At 45.4% G+C, this 20,052-nt stretch carries 20 protein-coding genes; 12 read left to right on the top strand and 8 right to left on the bottom strand.

All coding sequences use genetic code 11. From position 1 onward, the window contains the following. Positions 1 to 154: 154 nt before the first annotated feature. The 7 genes from AYW76_RS13905 to AYW76_RS13935 all read left to right on the top strand — a co-directional run bounded on the left by AYW76_RS13905 (position 155) and on the right by AYW76_RS13935 (position 9,545). A complete protein-coding gene (locus tag AYW76_RS13905; RefSeq protein ID WP_067221340.1) occupies positions 155 to 3,124 on the top strand; it encodes a bifunctional diguanylate cyclase/phosphodiesterase in 2,970 nt (989 codons plus the stop codon). A gap of 25 nt (positions 3,125 to 3,149) precedes the next feature. After that, positions 3,150 to 5,156 (top strand): biofilm regulation protein phosphatase SiaA, encoded by a 2,007-nt coding sequence (gene siaA / locus AYW76_RS13910; protein WP_067221342.1) that lies wholly within the window; start codon positions 3,150 to 3,152, stop codon positions 5,154 to 5,156. A gap of 1 nt (position 5,157) precedes the next feature. Then, on the top strand, positions 5,158 to 5,694 hold the full coding sequence (gene siaB / locus AYW76_RS13915) for a biofilm regulation protein kinase SiaB (RefSeq protein ID WP_067221344.1): 537 nt from the start codon (positions 5,158 to 5,160) through the stop codon (positions 5,692 to 5,694). 10 nt (positions 5,695 to 5,704) lie between these two features. Continuing rightward, on the top strand, positions 5,705 to 6,082 hold the full coding sequence (gene siaC / locus AYW76_RS13920; RefSeq protein ID WP_067038450.1) for a biofilm regulation phosphoprotein SiaC: 378 nt from the start codon (positions 5,705 to 5,707) through the stop codon (positions 6,080 to 6,082). Continuing rightward, on the top strand, positions 6,079 to 6,858 hold the full coding sequence (locus AYW76_RS13925; RefSeq protein ID WP_067221347.1) for a diguanylate cyclase domain-containing protein: 780 nt from the start codon (positions 6,079 to 6,081) through the stop codon (positions 6,856 to 6,858). Before siaC ends, AYW76_RS13925 begins: the two co-directional genes overlap by 4 nt. Positions 6,859 to 6,997: 139 nt before the next feature. Next, the gene (locus tag AYW76_RS13930) at positions 6,998 to 8,863 is read left to right on the top strand and encodes a DUF294 nucleotidyltransferase-like domain-containing protein (protein ID WP_067221349.1); all 1,866 of its coding nucleotides are present in this window, start codon (positions 6,998 to 7,000) and stop codon (positions 8,861 to 8,863) included. A gap of 1 nt (position 8,864) precedes the next feature. Continuing rightward, on the top strand, positions 8,865 to 9,545 hold the full coding sequence (locus AYW76_RS13935; protein WP_067221352.1) for an exonuclease domain-containing protein: 681 nt from the start codon (positions 8,865 to 8,867) through the stop codon (positions 9,543 to 9,545). Positions 9,546 to 9,569: 24 nt separating this feature from the next. Here the strand turns inward: AYW76_RS13935 and AYW76_RS13940 are convergent, their stop codons facing one another. The 4 genes from AYW76_RS13940 to AYW76_RS13950 all read right to left on the bottom strand — a co-directional run bounded on the left by AYW76_RS13940 (position 9,570) and on the right by AYW76_RS13950 (position 13,664). After that, positions 9,570 to 10,367 carry a UDP-2,3-diacylglucosamine diphosphatase gene (locus tag AYW76_RS13940; protein WP_067221354.1) on the bottom strand — a complete coding sequence of 266 codons (798 nt, stop codon included), beginning with the start codon at positions 10,365 to 10,367 and terminating at the stop codon, positions 9,570 to 9,572. Positions 10,368 to 10,449: 82 nt separating this feature from the next. Continuing rightward, positions 10,450 to 12,261, bottom strand: a complete 1,812-nt coding sequence (locus AYW76_RS13945; RefSeq protein WP_231872618.1) for a GGDEF domain-containing protein — start codon at positions 12,259 to 12,261, stop codon at positions 10,450 to 10,452. Positions 12,262 to 12,486: 225 nt separating this feature from the next. Continuing rightward, positions 12,487 to 12,660: an RSP_7527 family protein gene (locus tag AYW76_RS19120; RefSeq protein ID WP_156489081.1), complete on the bottom strand. Its 174-nt coding sequence runs from the start codon at positions 12,658 to 12,660 to the stop codon at positions 12,487 to 12,489. Positions 12,661 to 12,812: 152 nt separating this feature from the next. Beyond that, positions 12,813 to 13,664 (bottom strand): helix-turn-helix domain-containing protein, encoded by an 852-nt coding sequence (locus AYW76_RS13950; protein WP_067221360.1) that lies wholly within the window; start codon positions 13,662 to 13,664, stop codon positions 12,813 to 12,815. A gap of 246 nt (positions 13,665 to 13,910) precedes the next feature. On the opposite strand from AYW76_RS13950, the gene pobA reads away from it, so the two are divergent. Beyond that, positions 13,911 to 15,113, top strand: coding sequence for a 4-hydroxybenzoate 3-monooxygenase (pobA, locus tag AYW76_RS13955; RefSeq protein ID WP_067221362.1), 1,203 nt, complete (start codon positions 13,911 to 13,913; stop codon positions 15,111 to 15,113). A gap of 110 nt (positions 15,114 to 15,223) precedes the next feature. Here pobA and AYW76_RS19545 read toward each other — a convergent pair whose 3' ends face one another. After that, positions 15,224 to 15,346 carry a hypothetical protein gene (locus tag AYW76_RS19545; RefSeq protein WP_269447795.1) on the bottom strand — a complete coding sequence of 41 codons (123 nt, stop codon included), beginning with the start codon at positions 15,344 to 15,346 and terminating at the stop codon, positions 15,224 to 15,226. A gap of 602 nt (positions 15,347 to 15,948) precedes the next feature. Between AYW76_RS19545 and AYW76_RS13960 the strand changes: the two genes are divergently transcribed. From AYW76_RS13960 to AYW76_RS13970, 3 genes are all read left to right on the top strand, one after another. Continuing rightward, positions 15,949 to 16,374, top strand: coding sequence for an antibiotic biosynthesis monooxygenase (locus tag AYW76_RS13960; protein WP_231872619.1), 426 nt, complete (start codon positions 15,949 to 15,951; stop codon positions 16,372 to 16,374). Between the two features lie 140 nt (positions 16,375 to 16,514). Next, positions 16,515 to 17,681 (top strand): sterol desaturase family protein, encoded by a 1,167-nt coding sequence (locus AYW76_RS13965; RefSeq protein ID WP_067221365.1) that lies wholly within the window; start codon positions 16,515 to 16,517, stop codon positions 17,679 to 17,681. Between the two features lie 147 nt (positions 17,682 to 17,828). After that, on the top strand, positions 17,829 to 18,047 hold the full coding sequence (locus tag AYW76_RS13970; RefSeq protein ID WP_067221368.1) for a DUF6500 family protein: 219 nt from the start codon (positions 17,829 to 17,831) through the stop codon (positions 18,045 to 18,047). 98 nt (positions 18,048 to 18,145) lie between these two features. On the opposite strand, the gene secB is transcribed toward AYW76_RS13970, so the two are convergent. From secB to AYW76_RS13985, 3 genes are read right to left on the bottom strand one after another with little or no spacing between them, the layout of a single operon-like run. Beyond that, complete coding sequence (gene secB / locus AYW76_RS13975) at positions 18,146 to 18,607, bottom strand: protein-export chaperone SecB (protein WP_067038459.1); 462 nt, start codon at positions 18,605 to 18,607, stop codon at positions 18,146 to 18,148. 18 nt (positions 18,608 to 18,625) lie between these two features. After that, on the bottom strand, positions 18,626 to 18,883 hold the full coding sequence (grxC, locus tag AYW76_RS13980; RefSeq protein WP_067038460.1) for a glutaredoxin 3: 258 nt from the start codon (positions 18,881 to 18,883) through the stop codon (positions 18,626 to 18,628). Positions 18,884 to 18,897: 14 nt separating this feature from the next. After that, complete coding sequence (locus tag AYW76_RS13985) at positions 18,898 to 19,314, bottom strand: rhodanese-like domain-containing protein (RefSeq protein WP_067221371.1); 417 nt, start codon at positions 19,312 to 19,314, stop codon at positions 18,898 to 18,900. An 89-nt stretch (positions 19,315 to 19,403) separates the two neighbouring features. Here AYW76_RS13985 and AYW76_RS13990 point away from each other — a divergent pair, with 89 nt between their 5' ends. Continuing rightward, complete coding sequence (locus AYW76_RS13990) at positions 19,404 to 20,045, top strand: hypothetical protein (protein WP_156489082.1); 642 nt, start codon at positions 19,404 to 19,406, stop codon at positions 20,043 to 20,045. Positions 20,046 to 20,052: the final 7 nt, after the last annotated feature.

Consider the following 20,052-nt stretch of genomic DNA (forward strand, 5'->3'; position numbering starts at 1 on the left):
CGAAGAATAGGTTTTGTTCGAATAGACATTTCATTGCTATGCTAAAGCATGAGAGAGCAAGAGCATGAAGTGTTTTGCTGGAAAGTAAGCACTATGTTGTCATGCTGTAGTCCATGGAAGGCTTAATTTTTTAATGATAAGTGACTACATATTTATGAGTGATTCTGTCCCGAATAAGGCCAGTCGACGTTTCTATAGTTTCAGTATTATTGTTTTCCTAATTGTTTTTGCTCTGGGTCTAAGTGCATCTTATGCTTGGCAATTACAACAGACTAAGGTGAAGCGTACGCATGCGGTTTCGGTAGCTCAATCTTATGCCTATCAATTAAAGCAAGTGTTGGATCATAACTTGTCTGCGAATTACACCTTAGCGGCGCTCGTTCATGAGTTTGGCGGGTTTACACGTTGGTTTCCTCCTGTCGCTCAGTCATTACACCGTATTTATCCCGAAGTGAATAACTTTGCGTTGTCACCTGGCGGTATCGTTAAGCAAGTGTACCCAACAAAAGGTAATGAGCGCGCAATTGGTTTTAACCAATTAATGGATATTGAACAAGGTACTGAAGCATGGTTGGCCATGAAGCAGCAGAAAACGATCCTGTCGGGGCCGCTAGACTTGGTTCAAGGAGGTAAAGGGCTCATTGCGCGTTACCCTATTATGTTAGAAGACCGAGACGAAGGACCGGAACAGTTTTGGGGTTTTAGTAGTGTTGTGATACGGATTGACTCATTACTTAAAAGTACTCACCAAATTGGGCTTTCTGAACAAGGTTTTGCCTACAGTCTGCAACGGGTCGACACAAACGAACCTTTGCTAATTGTGGAAGATAAAGCTGAGCAGATAAACGACCCTGTCTCAATCAATCTTAGTTTTCCAGGTGTTAAATGGCGGTTAGACATTGCCCCCGCGGATGGCTGGATACCGACCTATATGTTAGTTACTTATTTGCTAGCAAGTTTTGTATTGGCATTGTTAGTGGCTCGGTTTGCATTCATGGCGTTACGCTTACGTGAACAAAAGCAGATGCTGACACATTTGTTATCCGAAAAAACTAAATATGCCAACCAGTCTGATTATCGACTGAGCAGTACGCTGCAGGCGATCCCCGATCCATTGATAGAGCTAGATGCTGATGGCGTTGTATTAGAGGTCCGTTTGCCAAATGATGAAACGGATCTCCAAGCGTTTTTTGTTAGCGGCGAGCACTTCAGTACTCATTTACCAGAGTCTGCGGCCCAAATTTTAGAGCTAGTGTTTAATGAAGCAGGGCAAAGCCAGACGAACAGTTATCGTGGTGCATTGTTTAGTTTACTGTTGTCCGAAGGAAGGACGCTTTGGTTTGAAGTTTCCGCAGTCTACCGTCCTTTTTCCGAAGAAGTAAGTACAGGGCATTTTATTGTTCTGCTACGGGATATCTCCCAGCGTCAGGAAGCCGAGCAACAGCAGCGCATTGCTGCTACAGCGTTTGAAACTCAAGATGGGATTTTGATCAGTGATCGCCAAAACAGAATCATTCGGGTTAATAAAGCGTTTCAGAAGCTCACGGGGTATACCGAAAATGAAGTATTAGGGCAAACGCCGGCGATTTTACAGTCAGGAAGACATAGCCCTGAGTTTTATCAAGACATGTTTGCCGATCTCAGGCAGAAAGGCGCTTGGGAAGGAGAGGTTTGGAACCGCCGCAAAGATGGTGAAATCTATCCAGAGTGGCTGAGTATTTCTACGGTTCACGATCTTCAGGGGCAGGTGAGTCATTTTGTTGCAACGTTTAAAGATATTTCGGAACGTAAAGCCTCTGAACGCAAGATTCAACAGTTGCATTACTATGACAGTTTAACTCGCCTTGCGAATCGAACGCTCTTGCTCGAAGAAATGAATGACCTATTACAAAACAATGGCTTGCAACAGTCTCAAGCCGCCATTTTGTTTATTGATCTGGACCACTTTAAAGACATAAATGATGTTTGGGGACACAGCATAGGCGACCAGCTACTGCAAAAAGTAGCCACGCGTTTATCGGATACCACACGTACAAAAGACATTGTCGCTCGATTTGGTGGCGATGAATTTCTTGTAATGTTGGAGCCAGCAGATGTGTCGGCTAACCCCGATCGTATGGCTTATCGCGCGAGCCAAGTGGCGGGTAAATTGCTTCGATCGCTTGAGCGGCCATTCACGATAAACTCTGTGGATTATCAAATGGCAGCCAGTTTCGGGATTGCTTTGTTTGATGACCAATGTAATGACCCGCTGGATGTCATTAAGCAAGCTGAGTTGGCAATGTATGAAGCAAAATCCGCGGGGCGATCCAGTTTCTGTTTTTACCAGCAAGGTATGCAAGAGCGCGTGTTAGAACGCGTGCAGTTGGAGAGTGACCTAAGGCATGCATTGGAGAATGAAGAGCTTGTGGTGTATGTACAGCCCCAGTGGGATGCGCAGAAGCGTATGATAGGAGCGGAAGGCCTGTTACGTTGGCTACACCCAGAACGTGGCATGGTATCGCCAGGCGTTTTCATTCCGTTGGCGGAAGAGTCTCGCCTTATATTACCGATTGGTGACTGGGTATTGAGGCAAGCTTGCAGGTGGTTGTCAAAATGGCACAAAGAACAGCAAATGGCGGGTTTTGTGTTGTCCGTTAATGTGAGTGCCGTACAGTTTGCGCAGGAAGGATTTGTGCAACAAGTAGAGAGTATACTCAATGAATATCAAACGCCGCCTTCAGCATTACAGCTTGAATTGACAGAAAGCATGTTGGCGCATGACCAACAAGACATCATTAGCAAAATGGAAGCCTTAAAAGCGTTAGGTCTACTGATATCACTTGATGACTTTGGTACTGGGTACTCATCGCTGAGTTATTTGCATCGGTTGCCAATTGATCAGTTGAAGATAGATCAGTCTTTTGTGGCGAATATTGAAAAAGGCACGAAAAATGCTTCACTTGCAGAGTCGATCATCAGCCTTGGGCATAACTTAGGGATGGAAGTGATTGCCGAAGGCGTAGAAACCTCTGCCCAGTTTGATTGGTTGAAACAGCAAGGGTGTGACTTATTTCAAGGTTTTGGCTTGGCTAGACCAATGACAATAGAAGACTTGATCTTGCTCTATCGTAGCGCGGATTAAACGTCATTACTTAGAAGGGTATAGAGTGGCTCGTTGGGGATTAAGGTGGAAATCACTGGTAGTGCTGTTATTAGCAGGCGCTGTGGCATCTGTATTGGCGCTATCGCTGGGCTGGTATGTTGTCGCCGAGGGACGTCAGTACTCAGCTAAAGCGTATGCGGAAAATTTTACCGAGCTTAACTACCAAAAAATACTGACGCCCATGGCTCGTGAGCTAGCCTTAGCACGTCGTTTTGCCGAACTGAGTACACTGCAGCAGTGGTTTAAAGAACCTGAAAACGCAGCTCGTAAAGCACAAGCGCTTCAAGATGTAGCACACTTCCAGTCTGCTTTTGAAGACGGTGCCGTCTTCTTTGTTTCTGATAAAAGCTTAGCGTATTACTACTATGATGATCAGTTACCGATAGACGGAGACCCTCAATACCACCTTGACGAGCAGGTGGAAGCTAATAAATGGTATTTTTTAACCCGAGAACAGACTAAGCCTTATTACATAAACATCGATTTAAACGAGTATCTAAATAAAGCGAAAATTTGGATTAACGTTCTAGTCCGAGATGAAGAGACATTTCTAGGTATCGCTGGGACAGGGTTTGAGTTGGGACGTTTTATTGAAAGTTTTGCTTCGTCACCGCAGCCAGGAGTGCAGCCGTTTGTCATCAATGCAGATACGCTCCAAATTGAAGCCCACTCAAACACCGATTTAATTGCTATCGACGGTATTGCTGGTGCAGCAGGTGAACAAAACTTATACAGTTTGGTCGATAGTGATAACGATATTAAAGCGTTGCAAAAAAGCATTATTCAAGCGAAGCAGAATAGACAAGTTGAAACATTAAAACTTCGTATGGGTGGGGAGGATTTTATCTTATCCATACGCTATATGCCGGATCTGAATTGGCTGGTCGCGACCAGTGTGAATCTCGATGAAGTTCGCTTGCTGAATACCGACTTGATTATGGGTGTCGGGGTGGTCTTTGCGCTGTTACTCGCCATTGTTCTTTTGTTATTTGGCTTTGCGGTGGATCGCTTAGTATTACAGCCTCTGCGTCATTTACAAATGTCTGCGAAAGCGATCTCTCAAGGCTCTTACGAAGTTCGCTTACCAGTTAAATACGATGATGAAATTGGTGACCTAAGCCGTACTTTTAATTTGATGGCGCAGCAGGTAGAGAGTCACACTGCTGAGTTAGAATCTCGTGTAAAAGAGCGGACTTATGAACTTGAGCAAAGTAATGCTCAAATTAAAGCGGCAAACCGCAAAATCGGTGACTCGATTGATTACGCCAGTCTAATCCAACGAGCCATATTACCAGACCGGCAAATGCAGCAATTCTTAGGCGCTCATCATAGTGTTGTGTGGCGTCCACGCGATATCGTTGGTGGCGATTTTTATGTGTTTCATACCAATGATGAAGGCTGCTTGTTAGGCATTGTGGACTGTGCCGGACATGGGGTTCCTGGCGCACTGATGACCATGTTAATGCGTGCTGCGATAGACAAGGCGATCAATGAATTAGGCATCGCTGATCCCGCTAAACTGCTATATGCTATAGATCAGACTGTTCGGTCAATGTTGCATGAAGAGGCGACTGGCAACCAAGTTGCCACCAATGCGGATGTCGGATTGGTATTTATTCGCCATCAGGGTGACCAGCTACGTTTTAGTGGTGCTAAAATTGCTTTGTATGCAAGCGACGGCATATCAGTCGTCAAGCATGCGGCCAGCAAGCGCGCCTTAGGCGATCGTAAACTCGGTCAATATGAGAATGTCGATTTACCACTGACAGGTTGGACCTATTACATGACCACAGATGGCTACCTTGACCAAGCCGGTGGAGAGAAGAGCTTTGGTTTTGGTAATAAACGTTTTGAGCGATTGTTAGTTGAGAATGCGCAAGCTCCTTTGCATGAGCAAACCGCACGTTTTGCCCAAGCATTGGACGACTACATGGGGGATTTGCCACAGCGTGATGATGTCACCTTGTTGTCTTTCCGCTTTGAGCATAATTCAAGTGAAGGAGGAGAGTAGTATGTCAGCGCCAGATCTGTTCGACTTACGTGAACGCTTTGATAATGAAAAAATTCTTTTGTGTTTCAATGGCCCTATCTCACGCAGCTTGATTGAAGAGATCGGCAACGCGCTGCGCAACTACATGAAGTCTGAGCAGGCATCGCCAGCCGCAGCATTAGACGTGTTTGCTGTGTACATCGAGCTGACGCAGAACATTCGCCATTATGCCGTTGCATCACAATTGTTGGATGCCGATACCGCTACGGTCGTTGTAAGCTATCGGGATGGCCATTATCACGTATCTGCAGGCAATATCGTGCGTCAGGAAGATGGCCAAATATTGATGGATAAAGTCGTCGCACTAGCGGCTTTAGATAAAGTGGAACTGAAAAAAGTCTATAAAGAACAGTTGCGTAAACCCAGAGAAGCGGAGGCCACAAGTGGTGCAGGATTGGGGTTAATTGACATTGCCCGAAAGGCCTCTGCGCCAGTTGTTCCATCTCTAAAATTACTAGACAACGGCACCGGCTATTTTAGTTTGAGTGTGCAAATTTGAGTAATAAAGCATGAAAGATTTAAAAATTGTTTCCACCCAGTCAACACCTCTAATTGAAACCGACAGTCATCGCGGTGTGGTGTATATGGAAGGTGATTCGTACCCCGAGAATTCGTTTGAGTTTTATTCCGAATTGGTGGCGTGGGTCACAAGCTACCTTAAAGACAACGAGCGACCAATGACGGTCGAGTTAGCGCTGCTCTACTTAAATACCAGTAGTATCAAAGTGATGATGGATATTTTTGATGAGCTGGAAGAGCATCATCAAAAAGGCCGTGATATCACGGTTAACTGGCGTTACGACGTGGATAATGAGCGTGTTGCAGAGCTGGCAGAAGAGTTTAAGGAAGACTGCAGCTTTGCGTTTAATATTATAGGCCAAGAATGAAACACAATATTAAAGCGCTTGAGCAACGTGTCGTCGCGGCTCTCGAAGACGAGACCAACCAAGGGCATCCATTACATGAGGTATTGGAGGCCCTATGGCAATACAATCAAGATCAATGGTCACGTATGGAGCATTTGATTCGAGTGTCTGATTCTTATCAGGACATGATGATTCAGCGCGAGAAAACCTTGAGCGAGCGCTTTGATAAGCACCTTCGTCAATTAGATAAAATTACCCGTATTTCAGACCGTTATCAAACCGCTTTGCGTGAAGCGAACCTTGAACTTGAACAAGCGTCTTACGTGGACGCACTAACTGGGCTACCTAATCGTCGTAAAATGCTGCGCCGCTTAAAAGCAGAATTTGATATGCGCCCCGAATCGGTTCGTCTTGCAATGATCGATATTGATTATTTTAAACGCATTAATGATGAGTTTGGCCACTTAATTGGTGACGACGTTTTAGTGTCTGTTGGTAATCTGATTGAACTTACGGTGGGTGAATTGGGGCATATTTCGCGCTGGGGAGGCGAAGAGTTTCTCGTGATCTTCTCGCAACCGGATCAGGCAGAGATTGAAGCTTGTTTGAAACAGCTAGCGAACACCATCCGAGAAACGCATTTTGAAAGTGGTGATCACGCTAAAATTCGTACTACGATCAGCATTGGTGTCTCTCATTATCAAGCCGGGGACTCCGCCGATACTCTGATCACACGTGCTGATGATGCACTTTATCGCGCTAAGAACAGAGGCCGTAATCAAGTTGTGTTTGGCTAAATTGTCAAAGCGCGACTAAATTTACCGCGTTCTTGTCTTGAATCCTTATACCTTGGTATTAATTCTTTATCCGTGGTGGTAACTGTGGGTATCTCGACGTATCTTTAAACCAATAAAAATAACACTAGGTATTTGGTTTATGGCCGCAATAGATATCCCAGAAGTCCTAAAATTTATAGACAGCACGCCACCGTTTTCAGGCCTAACGTCAGTACAGCAAAAACAGTTACTGGGTGGCGTTGAACTGACGTATGTGCGTCAAGGCGAAAAGCTTAACCTAGAAGGTACACGCGCTACGCTGCATTTGATCCGACGCGGTGCCTGTGAAATCCGTTCAGCGAAAGGTGGGCTAGTGGATAAGCTGGCCGATGGCGATTGTTTTGGTGTTTCCAGTGTATTGGAGCAGAATCCAGATGGGTTGCAAGTCGTCGTGCTAGAAGACAGCCTTATCTATCGTTTTCAAAAAGAGGGCTTTCAAACACTACTTCAAGAAAATGAAGAATTTGCTTTGTTTTTTGCCCATACGCGTAGCAGTCGACTGCGCAAATTATCCCGAGCTCACGCAACAGATTTAGCCACTCCAGTATTGCAGCTGTCCACCTCCATTAGCCAGATTATGGCGCGTAACCTAATCACTGCAAGTGTTACCGATACCGTGCAGCAAGCCGCCTCAGTCATGACTGACGCTCGAGTCAGTTCGATTCTAGTGTTGGAGAAGGATCGGCTGGTGGGCATTGTCACAGATCGAGATTTACGCTCACGAGTGTTGGCTGTCGGAGCATCAGCCAACTTGCCTCTTTGCGATGTGATGACGCATGCTCCGGCCTCGATTGATCCAAGAAGTTTGGTCATGCACGCGCAGACCTTAATGAGTGAAAAAAACATTCATCACTTACCTGTTGTCGAGTCTGATCATACGCCTGTAGGTATGATCACAGCGGCAGATTTATTGAGACATCAAGAGCTTAGCCCATTACTTCTGATCAATCAGATCAACCGTCAGACAGATATAACCAGTCTTCGAGAAGTGTGTCAGCAGTTAACTAATTTGATTGTTAACCTGATTCTGACTGATATGAAAACCACAGACATTGGTAGCGTTATTGCGGCAATCAGTGACAGCTTGACGCGCCGAATTATTGAACTCGGCATCGAGCGGTATGGTACAGCGCCTTTTGCTTTTCAGTTTCTAGTATTTGGTTCGCAAGCGCGTAAAGACCAATCGCTTGGCAGCGATCAAGATAATGGCATGATGTTGTCCCAAGAGCCGACACCGGAACAGGCCGAGTATTTTGCAAAACTGGCTCAGTTTATCTGTGATGGATTAGCGCAATGCGGTATACGCAGCTGCCCTGGGGATATCATGGCGTCGAATAAGAAGTGGCGCTTAACCCAAGAAGGTTGGAAGAAAGCATTTGCCAATTGGGTTGAGGCCAGTTCACCTTCGTCCTTACTGAACGCCAGTATTTTCTTCGACATTCGCTGTGTCTATGGTGATGAAAACGGCGTAACAGAATTGATTCAAGATATGCAATCACGTGTTGCCAAAACCTCGTTGTTTTTAGCGACCCTAACTCGCACCGCCACGGCCTCTAAACCTCCGATTGGTTTCTTCCGCAATTTTTTGCTGGAGTCCTCAGGTGAGCACAAGCATCAATTAGATCTAAAGCATCAGGGCTTAGCACTGATTAACGATTTGGCCCGAATTTATGGGCTAGGTTGTAAACGCTATCATGTGGCGACAAAAGATCGCCTAGAACAGGCCGCCCGAGAAAAATTGATGGGCTTAGACATCGCCCGAAACTTGATGGACGCGTGGGATGGGCTGAATGAGCTGCGTCTTCAGGCGCAACGTCAACATTGGCAAACCACTGGTGAGCCGAGTGCTTATTTAGATCCTACTGAACTAAGTTCGCTTGAGCGCAAACACTTGAAATCGACCTTTGCCATCATCGCGGATGGGCAATCTGCCGCTCTGCAGCGTTTTGCCAGAGGTTATGCTTAAGATGCCAAAACGTATTTTTCAAGCCATTGACAGTTGGCGTGAGCGGCGTGAAGAGCAAACGAAACCTTGGCATGAGCATTCTTATTTTGTGTTAGATATGGAAACCACAGGGCTCGACCCAAAGCAGCATCAGGTGGTTAGTTTAGGCTGGGTGTTGATTGAGAATGGCGCGGTTCAACTGGATACGGCTCAGCATTTATTATTAGACTCTGCTGAGATTGATGACGTCAGTGTGGGGATTCATATGATTACCGATTCTGATGTGATGGAGCAGGGGCGTCGTCACGAGAGTGTGCTGCGTTACTTGCGACAGATTATGAAAGATAAGGTGCTGGTGGTGCATTACTCACCATTAGAATTGGGGTTTCTAAAATCCCTCTGGCAGACGCAGCCCATGCCAGCGTTGGCATTTGATTGGATCGATACCATGCAGGTGGAAATGCAACGCCGCAGCCGTGCTCAAGAGATTATTGGTGACGGTGGCTACCGCTTGCCTGCTTGCCGTGAGCGTTATGGTTTACCTGACTACCCCGGACACGATGCGCTCACTGATGCCATGGCAACCGCGGAACTGTTGTTAGCGCAAGTGGCATATTTCAATGATCACGAGCCTAGCTTACAGGAATTAGTTCGGATCGGCGGTGGCCGCGCTCGTTTATCGTCCAATAATAAGACGTCTTAAACACAGGCCACACGCTCTTATTGATTAAGCCAAGGAAGGCGTTGCTTCGAGTGTTTCGTGGCTGGGTTCACTGGCAAGGAAGCAAGGTTGTTCTGACCAATGTAATAGCTGTAATTCGCCATCCTCATGTTCTACTAGTGCGGTACAGTGTTCTACCCAGTCCCCATCGTTGCAGTACAACACATCTCCTTGACGCTGAAAGCGTGCAAAATGGATGTGCCCACCAATATACCCGTCTAGTTTTTTATTTCGTGCAGTTTTGATCGCCGCGGTTTCAAAGCGCGTGATGAACTCTTGTGCTTTACTTACGTGCTGTTTGAGATAGCCTGCAAAAGACCAGTAGGGGCGACCAAAGGCGCGCCTAATACGATTGATATGGCGGTTTAAAGACAGCATTAAGCCATGGGCTTTGTCACCAATCGCTAGCATGATAGGGCTGACTTTTACCATCTGATCGAACTCATCCCCATGGCTAACCAGAAAGCGACGGCCATCCGCTGTGGTGTGGATGGCTTGTTGCTCCAATGCGACGCCTGAGAGTGTCTGACCACAAAACTGACGAAAGAACGCATCATGGTTCCCTGGGATGTAGGTTACCTTGGTGCCTTGCTTCGCCAACTCTAAAATTCGTTGTACGACGTGCTGTTGCGTATCGTTAAAATAAGCGCGTTTGCGCATTTCGATTAGGTCGATGATGTCTCCAACCAAATAGAGATTTTCGGTCTCTATTTTATAGAGAAAATCGAGTAAATGTTCCGCTTGGCAGGCTTTCGTGCCAAGGTGGACATCTGAAATAAACACCGCGCGGAATTGAGTTTTCATAGGCTAACCTCTCTAGCTAATAGCTTTAGGCTAGAGAGGTTACGTGACGCTTTCGTGAAGCCTAGATGTCGAATTGATGAGACTAGCTGCAGCAGCGGCTAAGTTCTGCAGGAATGTCTTCTTCAAAATGATATTGATAAGGCTGTTGATAGATTTGATTACCGCCTCGTTGCTTGGCTGATTTCTTAGCTTGAGCCGCTAACTCAGCAACGAAATGATGGCTATCGCACACCTTAGGGTTTGGGTTCACAACGCCAATGGCCAAACTGAGAACGTCAAAAAAAGCATGATCGCCATCACGGCTTTTAGTCCAAATACCACCTTCATCAAGGTCATTAGGGTTGTAGAATTTAACCACTTCCGCTGCAAATCGTTTAAGAATAGTGTGGCATTGATCACACCAATCTTCATCATGAAAGATCACGACAAAATCATCGCCGCCAACGTGTCCAATGAAGTTCTCTTCTGAGGTTACAACGCTCCGTAAAATACTACCGACCAATTGGATGATGGCATCACCTTTAGCGTAGCCATAATAATCATTAAACGGTTTAAAGTTGTTTAAATCAAAATACGCCACATAGAAATCGTGCTCGGATAATAAACGCCGGTCAATCTCACGGTTAATCGGCACATTACCTGGCAAAAGTGTGAGAGGATTTGAGTAGGTTGCATTTTGGATTTTGAGTTCTGTAATACGTTTAAGTAAGTCTTTTAAGTGCCCCAATCCAAAGTATAGGCCTTCATGTACGATCACGATTTCATTATTGACCAAGTCAGTATCTTGATCAGTAAACATCGTCGAAACACTGGCTAAGGAGACATTGCTTTCGACAATCAGCACATCGGTTGATGTAACCGCTAATGCTGATTTGTTTTCGTACAGTGCGCGGCCGTAAGGGGTGGAGAACAGCTCATGCAGCGCATGTCGGCGAATAATGCCTAACGGTTTACCATTTTCCACAACTGGCAGCGCGAAAATGCCTTTATTTTCTTTGAATAGCTTTGCAACCTCGCTCAGAGGACGAGTGCTTTCCACAAAAACAGATTCGCGGCTCAACGATTGAACGGTTTCCTCTTGCTGGGCATGCTGTTTCATGCGCTTCGTCACATGGTTAAGCAAGTATTCATGCGGCTCTGTATTCGGTAATGGGCTAGGGTGTTGTAAAAAGAAGCCTTGTCCATATTTAACCCCCATTTCAAGAAGCTGATCTAATTCTTCTTTATGCTCAATGCCTTCAGCCACTAGCGCGCAGCGTAAACGCTGAGAAATATTGATGATTGAGCGAACGAATTCACGTTTTATGGCGTCCTGATGAACCCCTTCAATAAAATGCTTATCAAGCTTTACAATATCAGGCCGTACTTCTGACCAGAGGCGGAGTCCAGAGTAGCCGGCACCCAGATCGTCTATGGCGACCTGAAACCCCATTTCGCGATAATGCTCAACACTTTGATGAGTCAGGCCATTCTGATCGTAAGGGTGCTTCTCAGACAGCTCGATGACAATGTTGTGTTGCTTCAATCCAAGGTCTTTCAAAATGGATAAGGTCATACCTTTCTGGTGGTCAGGTGAGCTAAGCAGAGAGGCGCTGACATTTAGAAACAGTTGTCCCGGAAGTTGCAGTTCGACAAAACGTGAGATGGCGCGCTCTCGGCACAATAACTCAAGCTCGTGTAATCGTCCTTGTGCTTGAGCAAATGGGAACAACACATCCGGAGCGAAAAGCTCGGTGTCTTTTGGTCCCCGAGACAGCGCTTCATAGCCGTAGACATGGCCTGACGTCAGGTCATAAATTGGCTGAAATAGAGGCGTGATAAGACCTTCCTCTAGAATCCTATTGAGTAGTGATGTGCTGTCTAGTTGCATGTCCGTGCCGCTACCGTGTGCCAAGAGTAAGTCGCTATGATATGAACGAATGATGACAGATATATGACAATTAGTTGTAAGGCAGGGATTGATTCAAAAACTGAGTGTAAGAATTGAGAGGGCTGATGTTGATCAAGAAAACGGGAAAGGAGAGCAGAGGAGGTGCTTCGTTATGCTGATCGTATTTTTGTTTTTACTGTTGCGATCAGTAACGAATATTGGCAAAAATGCCAATCAAGGACGCCAAACTTAGTGAGCTGGGTTACCTTGTAGGGGTGCAGAAGTTGAACGTTTGCCAGAAGTTAGAGCAGATTTGATGCGGGCAACAAGAGACTTTACAGCGGCGGCAACGTATTCACTACGCAGTTGGTAAGCACGTTCTACATAGTATTCTGTATCTAAGTGATCGAATGAGTTGTTCATAGTTTTTTCCAGAAAAGTATTGGCTTTAAGATGATTAAATAGTAATCACTGGCCACTTAATAAACAAACGATCAATTTTCAGTAGATAGATGAAAAAAACTAACCATTTATTTTTTTGTTTTAATAATCAATTTCTTAGGTTTTTTGGAGTGCTAGAGTTGCTGTCTGTACTGCCCAGGTGTGATGTTTTCACAGCGTTTAAAAAATCGTGAGAAATATCCGGGGTCTTTGAAGCCTAAATCGTACGCAATTTGTTCAACCGATTTCTGGGTATATATTAGATGACGTTTGGCCTCCATTAATAAATGCTCGTGTGTGAGCTGTATAACGGTCTTGCCAAAAGCGTGTTGGGTGAGCCGGTTGAGCTTTTTATCCGACACATTGAGCTGTGTTGCATAGTCCGCTAATTTCCAATGATCCGTAAGATGGTTATTCACGAGACTTTTCAATCGCTGCAATGTGAGTTCGTCTTGGGTTTGTCGTTGGGCAACGTTGACTGTGTGGTGTCGCTCGACAAATATCAGTATGGCTTTTAGTAAATGCTCAATAAGCGTATTTTTATGATCTTTCACATGATGAAATTCATGTTCCAGTAACGTAATCAGTTGCCACAAGTGACTAAACTCTTCAGCGTCCCCATTGAAATTAAGGCATCCCGACGTAGTCACAAAGGCACTATTGGCATATTCATCTCCTAATAGCGCATCTGAGATAGATAGCACACGTCCATCTGTTTGAGGGGCAAACCGAAAGCTATGCACGGTACCAGGAGGAATAATGATCCCCCAGCAGCCTTCTAGGAAACGTGTTTGGGTATCTAGTTGTAGTTGCACCGAGCCACTTTTCAGTAACAGCAGTTGCACTAATTGAGTGTGTTGATGTGCTTTTATATGCCAACCCAAATGGCTACTGCGTGCGGCAATATCTTCTATATGAACAAAGTCTGGATGATCGATCCAGCGTCCCTCACCGTATAAACCGAACTGCGGAATTGTCTGATTCATAATGTTTCTACTGAAAAATTAATGTCATTACCAAAAACCAATAATGCACTTAAAAACCTCTTAAAAGCGCTTTTTTTTGGTTTTTATGTCTTTAAATTACGCTATTTTTATACTTTTTATTAAAGCTCTGTCTGTCCGAAAAGTACAATTTATTGTCCTGAAAGTTCCTGATTATTTTGTTCTTAGTTGTCCATTATTAAGTCATTGAGAAATGATAGCGAACAAAAATAATACAGGTAAAAAGTCATGAAAACACAAGTAGCGATAATTGGCGCGGGACCTTCAGGTTTATTACTGGGGCAATTACTGGCGAAGCAAGGCATCGACAATATTATTGTGGAGCGCGTCAGTGGTGAATACGTGTTAGGGCGTATCCGCGCTGGCGTACTGGAGCAAGGTATGGTCGATCTACTCCGCGAAGCCGGTGTGTCTGAACGAATGGACCGTGAAGGTGAGGTGCACACGGGGGTGGAATTGGCATTCAACGACAAGCGTGTACGCATCGCTCTAGATGAACTGACTGGGGGTGATACCGTCATGGTGTATGGTCAAACAGAAGTGACGCGTGACCTTATGGAGGCTCGTCAAGCGTCAGGTCAAACCACAGTCTATGAAGCCAGCAATGTACAGTTGAATGATGTGAAAACCGATGCGCCGTATGTCACATTTGAAAAAGACGGTGAATCGGTACGTCTTGATTGCGAGTTTATTGCAGGCTGTGATGGCTTCCATGGTGTGTCACGTAAAACCATTCCTGATGACGTCAAAACCGAGCACGAGCGAGTGTACCCATTTGGGTGGCTAGGTTTACTATCCGATACCAAGCCTGCCCACGACGAGTTGATCTACTGTAAAACCGATCGAGGTTTTGCCTTAGCCAGCATGCGTTCGGCGACTCGTTCACGCTACTACCTCCAAGTGCCTCTGACGGATAAAATAGAACAGTGGAGCGATGACGCGTTTTGGACCGAATTAAAGCGTCGATTACCGACGGATGTGGCCGCTTCCATGGAAACCGGGCCAAGCATTGAGAAAAGCATTGCGCCCCTGCGTTCCTTTGTCTGTGAACCCATGCAATATGGCAATATGTTTTTAGTCGGAGATGCCGCGCACATCGTACCGCCTACCGGTGCGAAAGGCTTAAACCTAGCGGCGTCCGACGTGGCGACACTCTACAAAATCCTGACACGAGTGTACCAAGACGGAGATCGAGACTGTATAAATCAATATTCAGAAGTCTGCTTGCGTCGTGTGTGGCATGGAGAGCGTTTTTCTTGGTGGATGACCAATATGATGCACGACTTTGGTAATGTGGAAGTCAACGGGACAGACTCTCAGACCTTCTCACGCTTTATGGAATCTGAATTGAGCTTCTACACAGATAATGAAGAAGGTCGTCGTGTGATTGCCATGCAATACGTTGGTTTACCGTATGAAGAAATCAAGTAGTGATGTAGCCGGAAGGTAGCGATTAAAGAAGCCGGTCATCGTCAAACGGTTGCGATGGAATGTGCATAACTTGTTGGCTTTTCAACAAGCATAGTCATGGTTGGTCATGCTCAGTTTTTATTCAGAAATTCTTGTAGAAACAGCATGCCAATCATGCCCATACAAACTAAATACAACAGCATCCAGCGCATCTTCATGCAGTAGGGGCAAGGTTTACGTTTTTTCTTAGCCATAAGTGTTCCTGCTGAGGCCAAACAAACGCCTCAATAATGATATTACCTGATGATGGTAGCAATTATTCCCCTCCAGTACGACCCGACACCGTTTGGGGAAGCGATATCGCAATCTTGTGGGGCCGCGCTGCGCGCAGGAACTTATCTGCATCTTCAGCGGTAGTAAGTTAACCCCGGCTTTTGTAGGCAAGCGAGCTTCCATGCAATTCAATTCGCTTGCGCACATCTTCGGTCGTGCCTCCCTTCGACCGACAGCGCGAATCAAACACATGGAATCTTTATCAAGATTGGTTTCAATGTACGACCCGGCTTCGTCCGGGGAAGCAATCTTGCAACCTCAGCAACAATCAGTATGAGCCCCAGTTTTTGTAGAACCGCGCTGTGCGCGGGAACTTATCTGCATCTTCAGCGGTAGTAAGTCTTAACCCCAACTCTTTTAGACATGGAGCTTCCATGCAATTCAATTCGCTTGCGCACATCTTCGGTCGTCAGCGCGAATCCAAAGCATGAAGCTCCCTTATCAGGACTGAATCCTCTTTTTTACGACCCGATTGTATCGGGGATAGGGCGTATATGAGCTGGCATAGACTGAGGGGCTAGGCTTGCCAATCACGAATATTAGCAGTAAAAAGAAAGTCAGAAGGTCGAAAACAGTGCCGCAAGGTCGTTTCATTCGGCCGCTTATGGCGGACATTACCACTCAAGGAGCGAAAGTGTTTATAGCTGTTTATGAGTTTCAGATAAAAGACAATATGGAATTGCTTTTTCGAGAGGCATGGCTTGAGGTTACCAAATCAATTTACCAGAATTGCGGCAGTTTTGGTTCTAGGCTTCATACATCAGAGACCCCCAATATTCTTATCGGCTATGCCCAATGGCCAAGTCGTGAGCAGTGGGAAAAAGATCATGAGCTGACAGATGCGTTATACGCAAAGGCTCGTAATGGCATGCGTCGCTGCCTCGTACAGACGAAAACGGTTTACAAACTAGAAGTCTGTGATGATTACTTGCAGACTGTTTTGGCATGAATGCGCTAACAAAATGCTGTCGCAAGATGATGTGTAATACTTTGCTCTTATGTCGTGCTACTTTCGATGAGTTATCATCTCCAACAATTTATGCTTCAATACGGCCAAATTTTTGACCCGCTAGAAGGATAGAATGTTTCATGGATGAGAAGTACGAATATAAAGTACGACAAGTCGAAAAAGATTTGTCAAAAGAGTTTCGTTTTGGCGAGGGGCGAATCAGCGGAGTCGCGTCGCTTGCACTGGGGATATTGAGTCTTTTAGCTGTTCTAGCGTATTTATATCCTTCCCACCTTACCACGACAGAATTACGTCAGATATACGACGCCGAGCAATTACAGATTGTGCTGAAGTACGGCATGTATTTTTCGCTGTTCTTAGGTGTATTAACCTTTTTGCTAAATAAGGCGAAATATAAAGCACTCGGAATGTGTGGCATTGGACTCACATTATTGGCGTTTACATTGGGCGGCTACAATGTTCCAGTTGGGCCGGTAGAGCCAAAGGCGCTTTCTCTCGGAGTCGATTGGTTAATTCTGGCGTTTATGGGGTCCGTCTTTATCTTTTTGATTCTGGAAAAGTTATTCCCTCAGTATCGCGATCAACTCATTATGCGACCTGAATGGGACATGGATATGTCCTACTTCTGTTTTAACCACTTGGCTATTTCCGCCATTTTATTGTTCGCAAACTATCATACCAGCCACTTTAGTTGGGCCATGAGCTCTTCCTTCCAAGACACCATTCAATCCGTTCCTGTGTGGATGCAATTTATAGTGATCGTGCTGTGTGCAGATTTTGTCTTGTACTGGGAGCATCGTTTGTATCATGAGGTGACGTCGCTCTGGCATATTCATGCGGTACACCATTCAGTAGAACACATGGATTGGCTGGCAGGGTCCCGAGCGCATTTTATTCAAGTATTTTCAGAGCGTGCGATGGTCATGGTGCCTTTGTATTTGCTAGGCCCAGATGAAGCCGCGTTGAATGCTTATGTTGCCTTTGCGGCATTACAAGCCATTTTAATCCATTCGAATCTATCTATTCCGTTTGGGCCGCTAAAATACATCTTTGTCACGCCTCAGTTCCATCATTGGCATCATAGCTCTGAAAAGCCAGCACTTGATACGAATTATTCTGCGCACACGATTTTATTTGATGTGTTGTTTAAAACGATACATATGCCTGGAAAGCATTGGCCTGCGCAGTTTGGTACGACTGTACGCTTACCTGCATCGGTGATCGGACATCTGCTATATCCATTAGTGGCAAACATGAAAAAGCTAAAAAAACGAACTGTGAGATAGATTGATGTTGGAGAAACACAGTAGGGCTTTTACCGTGATGATGTTAGCAACTATTGATCTCTGACCTTATATGGGTCGTACCGTTCGCCTAGGCTCCATTCGGGGAGCGATCGTTGAATCTTAATACTAACTGTAAAAGGAAACACCATGACTCCAATTTTAAAATCCAAAATCATCGAAGTCTGCGATAAGAAAATCGCCACTAAAGGCGAGGGTGTCGGTGTTTCTTTCTATGCTTTCTTCAAGAACAAAAACGATGATCCTAAGTTGTTGATGGAAGCTGCTGAGTGGTGGATTAGAACGCATCAGTTAGACCACTTTGAGAAGGCGATGAAGGTCAAAGCTCTGGTTCAATCTGGCGGGTAAGCAATTCCCGTGCACAGCAAAGTCCTGCAAAACCCCATAAAAAAATCCGATTAAGTCGCCTTAATCGGATTTTTTATTTGAAACGTTGGCGGTGGCGATTATTGAGTCGCTTCAGCCGTTTCTTTTTGTTGTTGCTGTAGGTTTTCTAGGTACAGTGCATCAAAGTTAATTGGCGCAAGCATCACTGGGTTGAAACTGCCTTTCGTGATAACAGAGTCAATCGCTTCACGTGCGTAAGGAAACAATGTACCAGGGCAGAATGCGCCAAGAGCGTGATGTAGTTGGCGCTCTTCAAAACCAGCAATGGTGAACAATCCACCTTGTAAAACTTGTACTAGGTAGGCTGGTTCATCGTTGTTTTTAACGTTCACTGTGATGTCTAGAACGACTTCGTACAGGTTCTCACCTACTTGACGGCTTTTAGTGTTTAGCTCAAGGCCTACTTCTGGCTTCCACTCTTCTTGGAATACAAGTGGTGAGCGAGGAGATTCAAACGATACATCTTTTAGGAAGATACGTTGAATTTGCAGTTGTGGTTGAGCTTGGTTTTCTTCAGCCATGATAGTTCCTTGGTTTATTTAGTTAGAAGCAAGCAGAGCATCAAGCTCGCCAGCATTGTCGAGAGCAAATAGGTCGTCGCAACCCCCTACATGACGCTCGCCAATCCAGATTTGCGGTACAGTGTGGCGACCGCTTTTTTCCATCATTTGTTGACGTGAAGCATGGTCGCCATCGACACAGATTTCACTGAAGTCCGCTTGCTTGTGTTGCAACAGTTGTTTTGCACGAAAGCAAAATGGGCAATAGTTGCTCGAATAAATAGTGACATTTGCCATTGCGGACCTCTCAATTATTTTTTAACAAGTGGTAGACCAGCGCTCTGCCACTCAGTGACGCCACCTTGTAGTTTGTAGACATCAAATCCTGACTTGATCAGCTCTTTGGCACTTGAGCCAGCCGTCATCCCATTTTTACATACTAAGATGATGGGGGATGATTTGTATTTTTCTAGGGTATTCGATGAATCTTTTAGTTTTGCAGAAGGAATGTTGATTGAGCCAGTTAAGTGGCCTGTACGAAATTCGTTTGCTGGACGAATGTCGACGACAACCGCTTCTTTATCGTTGATTAAGTTGGTCGCTGCGGCCGCAGTCACGGTGCGAGCACCCCCTCGGGTTTCTATAAAAATCACAGTAGCAGCGATGGCAATAAAGACCGCTACCATTTCCCAATGGTTCAAAGAAAATTCAATTAGTTGGTTCATCATTTCGTTTCAAGCCTGTCAAAAAACTGCGAAGCATTATACACGGTGAGGGTAAAGGGTACATACTAGCAAACCAGTGGAGCAAAAATGGAGTGAAAGCAGTGTTTTATAACAGTTTAAAGGCATTATGTTGCATTCTTTTTATCAGCAGCCTAATTGCCTGCAGTGGTATCAAAACTAAGTCAGTGGTTGAGCAGACACGTGAGCAGCAGCAGATCGAATTGGCCACCTTGCTTGATCGGCTTTGGCAGCGAGCACATATTATTCCAACCTTGCAGCAGGGCGCGCCTTTAATTAGCACGGCCAAGGCTGGCCAGAAAGCGATAGCGGAACAAAATCAGCACAATATCAGGGTGGCTAAAGCAGCGCTTTCTAAGCTCGATCAAGCATTAGTTGAGCGTAAACAACAGCCTTCTACTGGAGATCTCGCTGTGTTGACGGCGGTGAATATCCGCGATGCGAAGCAACAAACTTACCATGCTGAGCCATTAACATTGTTCCGTTCAGAGAAAACCCAGTGGCGGTTGATGAATGCAGCTGGACAAGAAATTTCTCTTAGCGTGGTTTGGAACGAAGAGGGCAACTTGTACATTGAAGGTCAAGATACAATGGATTTAAGCCCAAGTAGCCCTGATACGCCCATCACGCTACAAGTGTTTTACTACGCTGGAAAAGTCTTAGCCCAGGCCTCACTGACCTTGGAGCTGCAAGCAAAAGTACCGCGTTTAGGCTAACGCAGTA

This window comes from Marinomonas gallaica (genome assembly GCF_001639745.1).
Classification (GTDB): Bacteria; Pseudomonadota; Gammaproteobacteria; order Pseudomonadales; family Marinomonadaceae; genus Marinomonas; species Marinomonas gallaica.

What these genes read in the sequence shown, in the direction of transcription:
- AYW76_RS13905 (WP_067221340.1), top strand. Translation starts at nt 155, where the DNA reads ATGAGTGATTCTGTCCCGAATAAGGCCAGTCGACGTTTCTATAGTTTC.
- siaB (WP_067221344.1), top strand. Translation starts at nt 5,158, where the DNA reads ATGTCAGCGCCAGATCTGTTCGACTTACGTGAACGCTTTGATAATGAA.
- siaC (WP_067038450.1), top strand. Translation starts at nt 5,705, where the DNA reads ATGAAAGATTTAAAAATTGTTTCCACCCAGTCAACACCTCTAATTGAA.
- AYW76_RS13925 (WP_067221347.1), top strand. Translation starts at nt 6,079, where the DNA reads ATGAAACACAATATTAAAGCGCTTGAGCAACGTGTCGTCGCGGCTCTC.
- AYW76_RS13930 (WP_067221349.1), top strand. Translation starts at nt 6,998, where the DNA reads ATGGCCGCAATAGATATCCCAGAAGTCCTAAAATTTATAGACAGCACG.
- AYW76_RS13935 (WP_067221352.1), top strand. Translation starts at nt 8,865, where the DNA reads ATGCCAAAACGTATTTTTCAAGCCATTGACAGTTGGCGTGAGCGGCGT.
- AYW76_RS13940 (WP_067221354.1), bottom strand. Translation starts at nt 10,367, where the DNA reads ATGAAAACTCAATTCCGCGCGGTGTTTATTTCAGATGTCCACCTTGGC.
- AYW76_RS19120 (WP_156489081.1), bottom strand. Translation starts at nt 12,660, where the DNA reads ATGAACAACTCATTCGATCACTTAGATACAGAATACTATGTAGAACGT.
- AYW76_RS13950 (WP_067221360.1), bottom strand. Translation starts at nt 13,664, where the DNA reads ATGAATCAGACAATTCCGCAGTTCGGTTTATACGGTGAGGGACGCTGG.
- pobA (WP_067221362.1), top strand. Translation starts at nt 13,911, where the DNA reads ATGAAAACACAAGTAGCGATAATTGGCGCGGGACCTTCAGGTTTATTA.
- AYW76_RS19545 (WP_269447795.1), bottom strand. Translation starts at nt 15,346, where the DNA reads ATGGCTAAGAAAAAACGTAAACCTTGCCCCTACTGCATGAAGATGCGC.
- AYW76_RS13965 (WP_067221365.1), top strand. Translation starts at nt 16,515, where the DNA reads ATGGATGAGAAGTACGAATATAAAGTACGACAAGTCGAAAAAGATTTG.
- AYW76_RS13970 (WP_067221368.1), top strand. Translation starts at nt 17,829, where the DNA reads ATGACTCCAATTTTAAAATCCAAAATCATCGAAGTCTGCGATAAGAAA.
- secB (WP_067038459.1), bottom strand. Translation starts at nt 18,607, where the DNA reads ATGGCTGAAGAAAACCAAGCTCAACCACAACTGCAAATTCAACGTATC.
- grxC (WP_067038460.1), bottom strand. Translation starts at nt 18,883, where the DNA reads ATGGCAAATGTCACTATTTATTCGAGCAACTATTGCCCATTTTGCTTT.
- AYW76_RS13985 (WP_067221371.1), bottom strand. Translation starts at nt 19,314, where the DNA reads ATGATGAACCAACTAATTGAATTTTCTTTGAACCATTGGGAAATGGTA.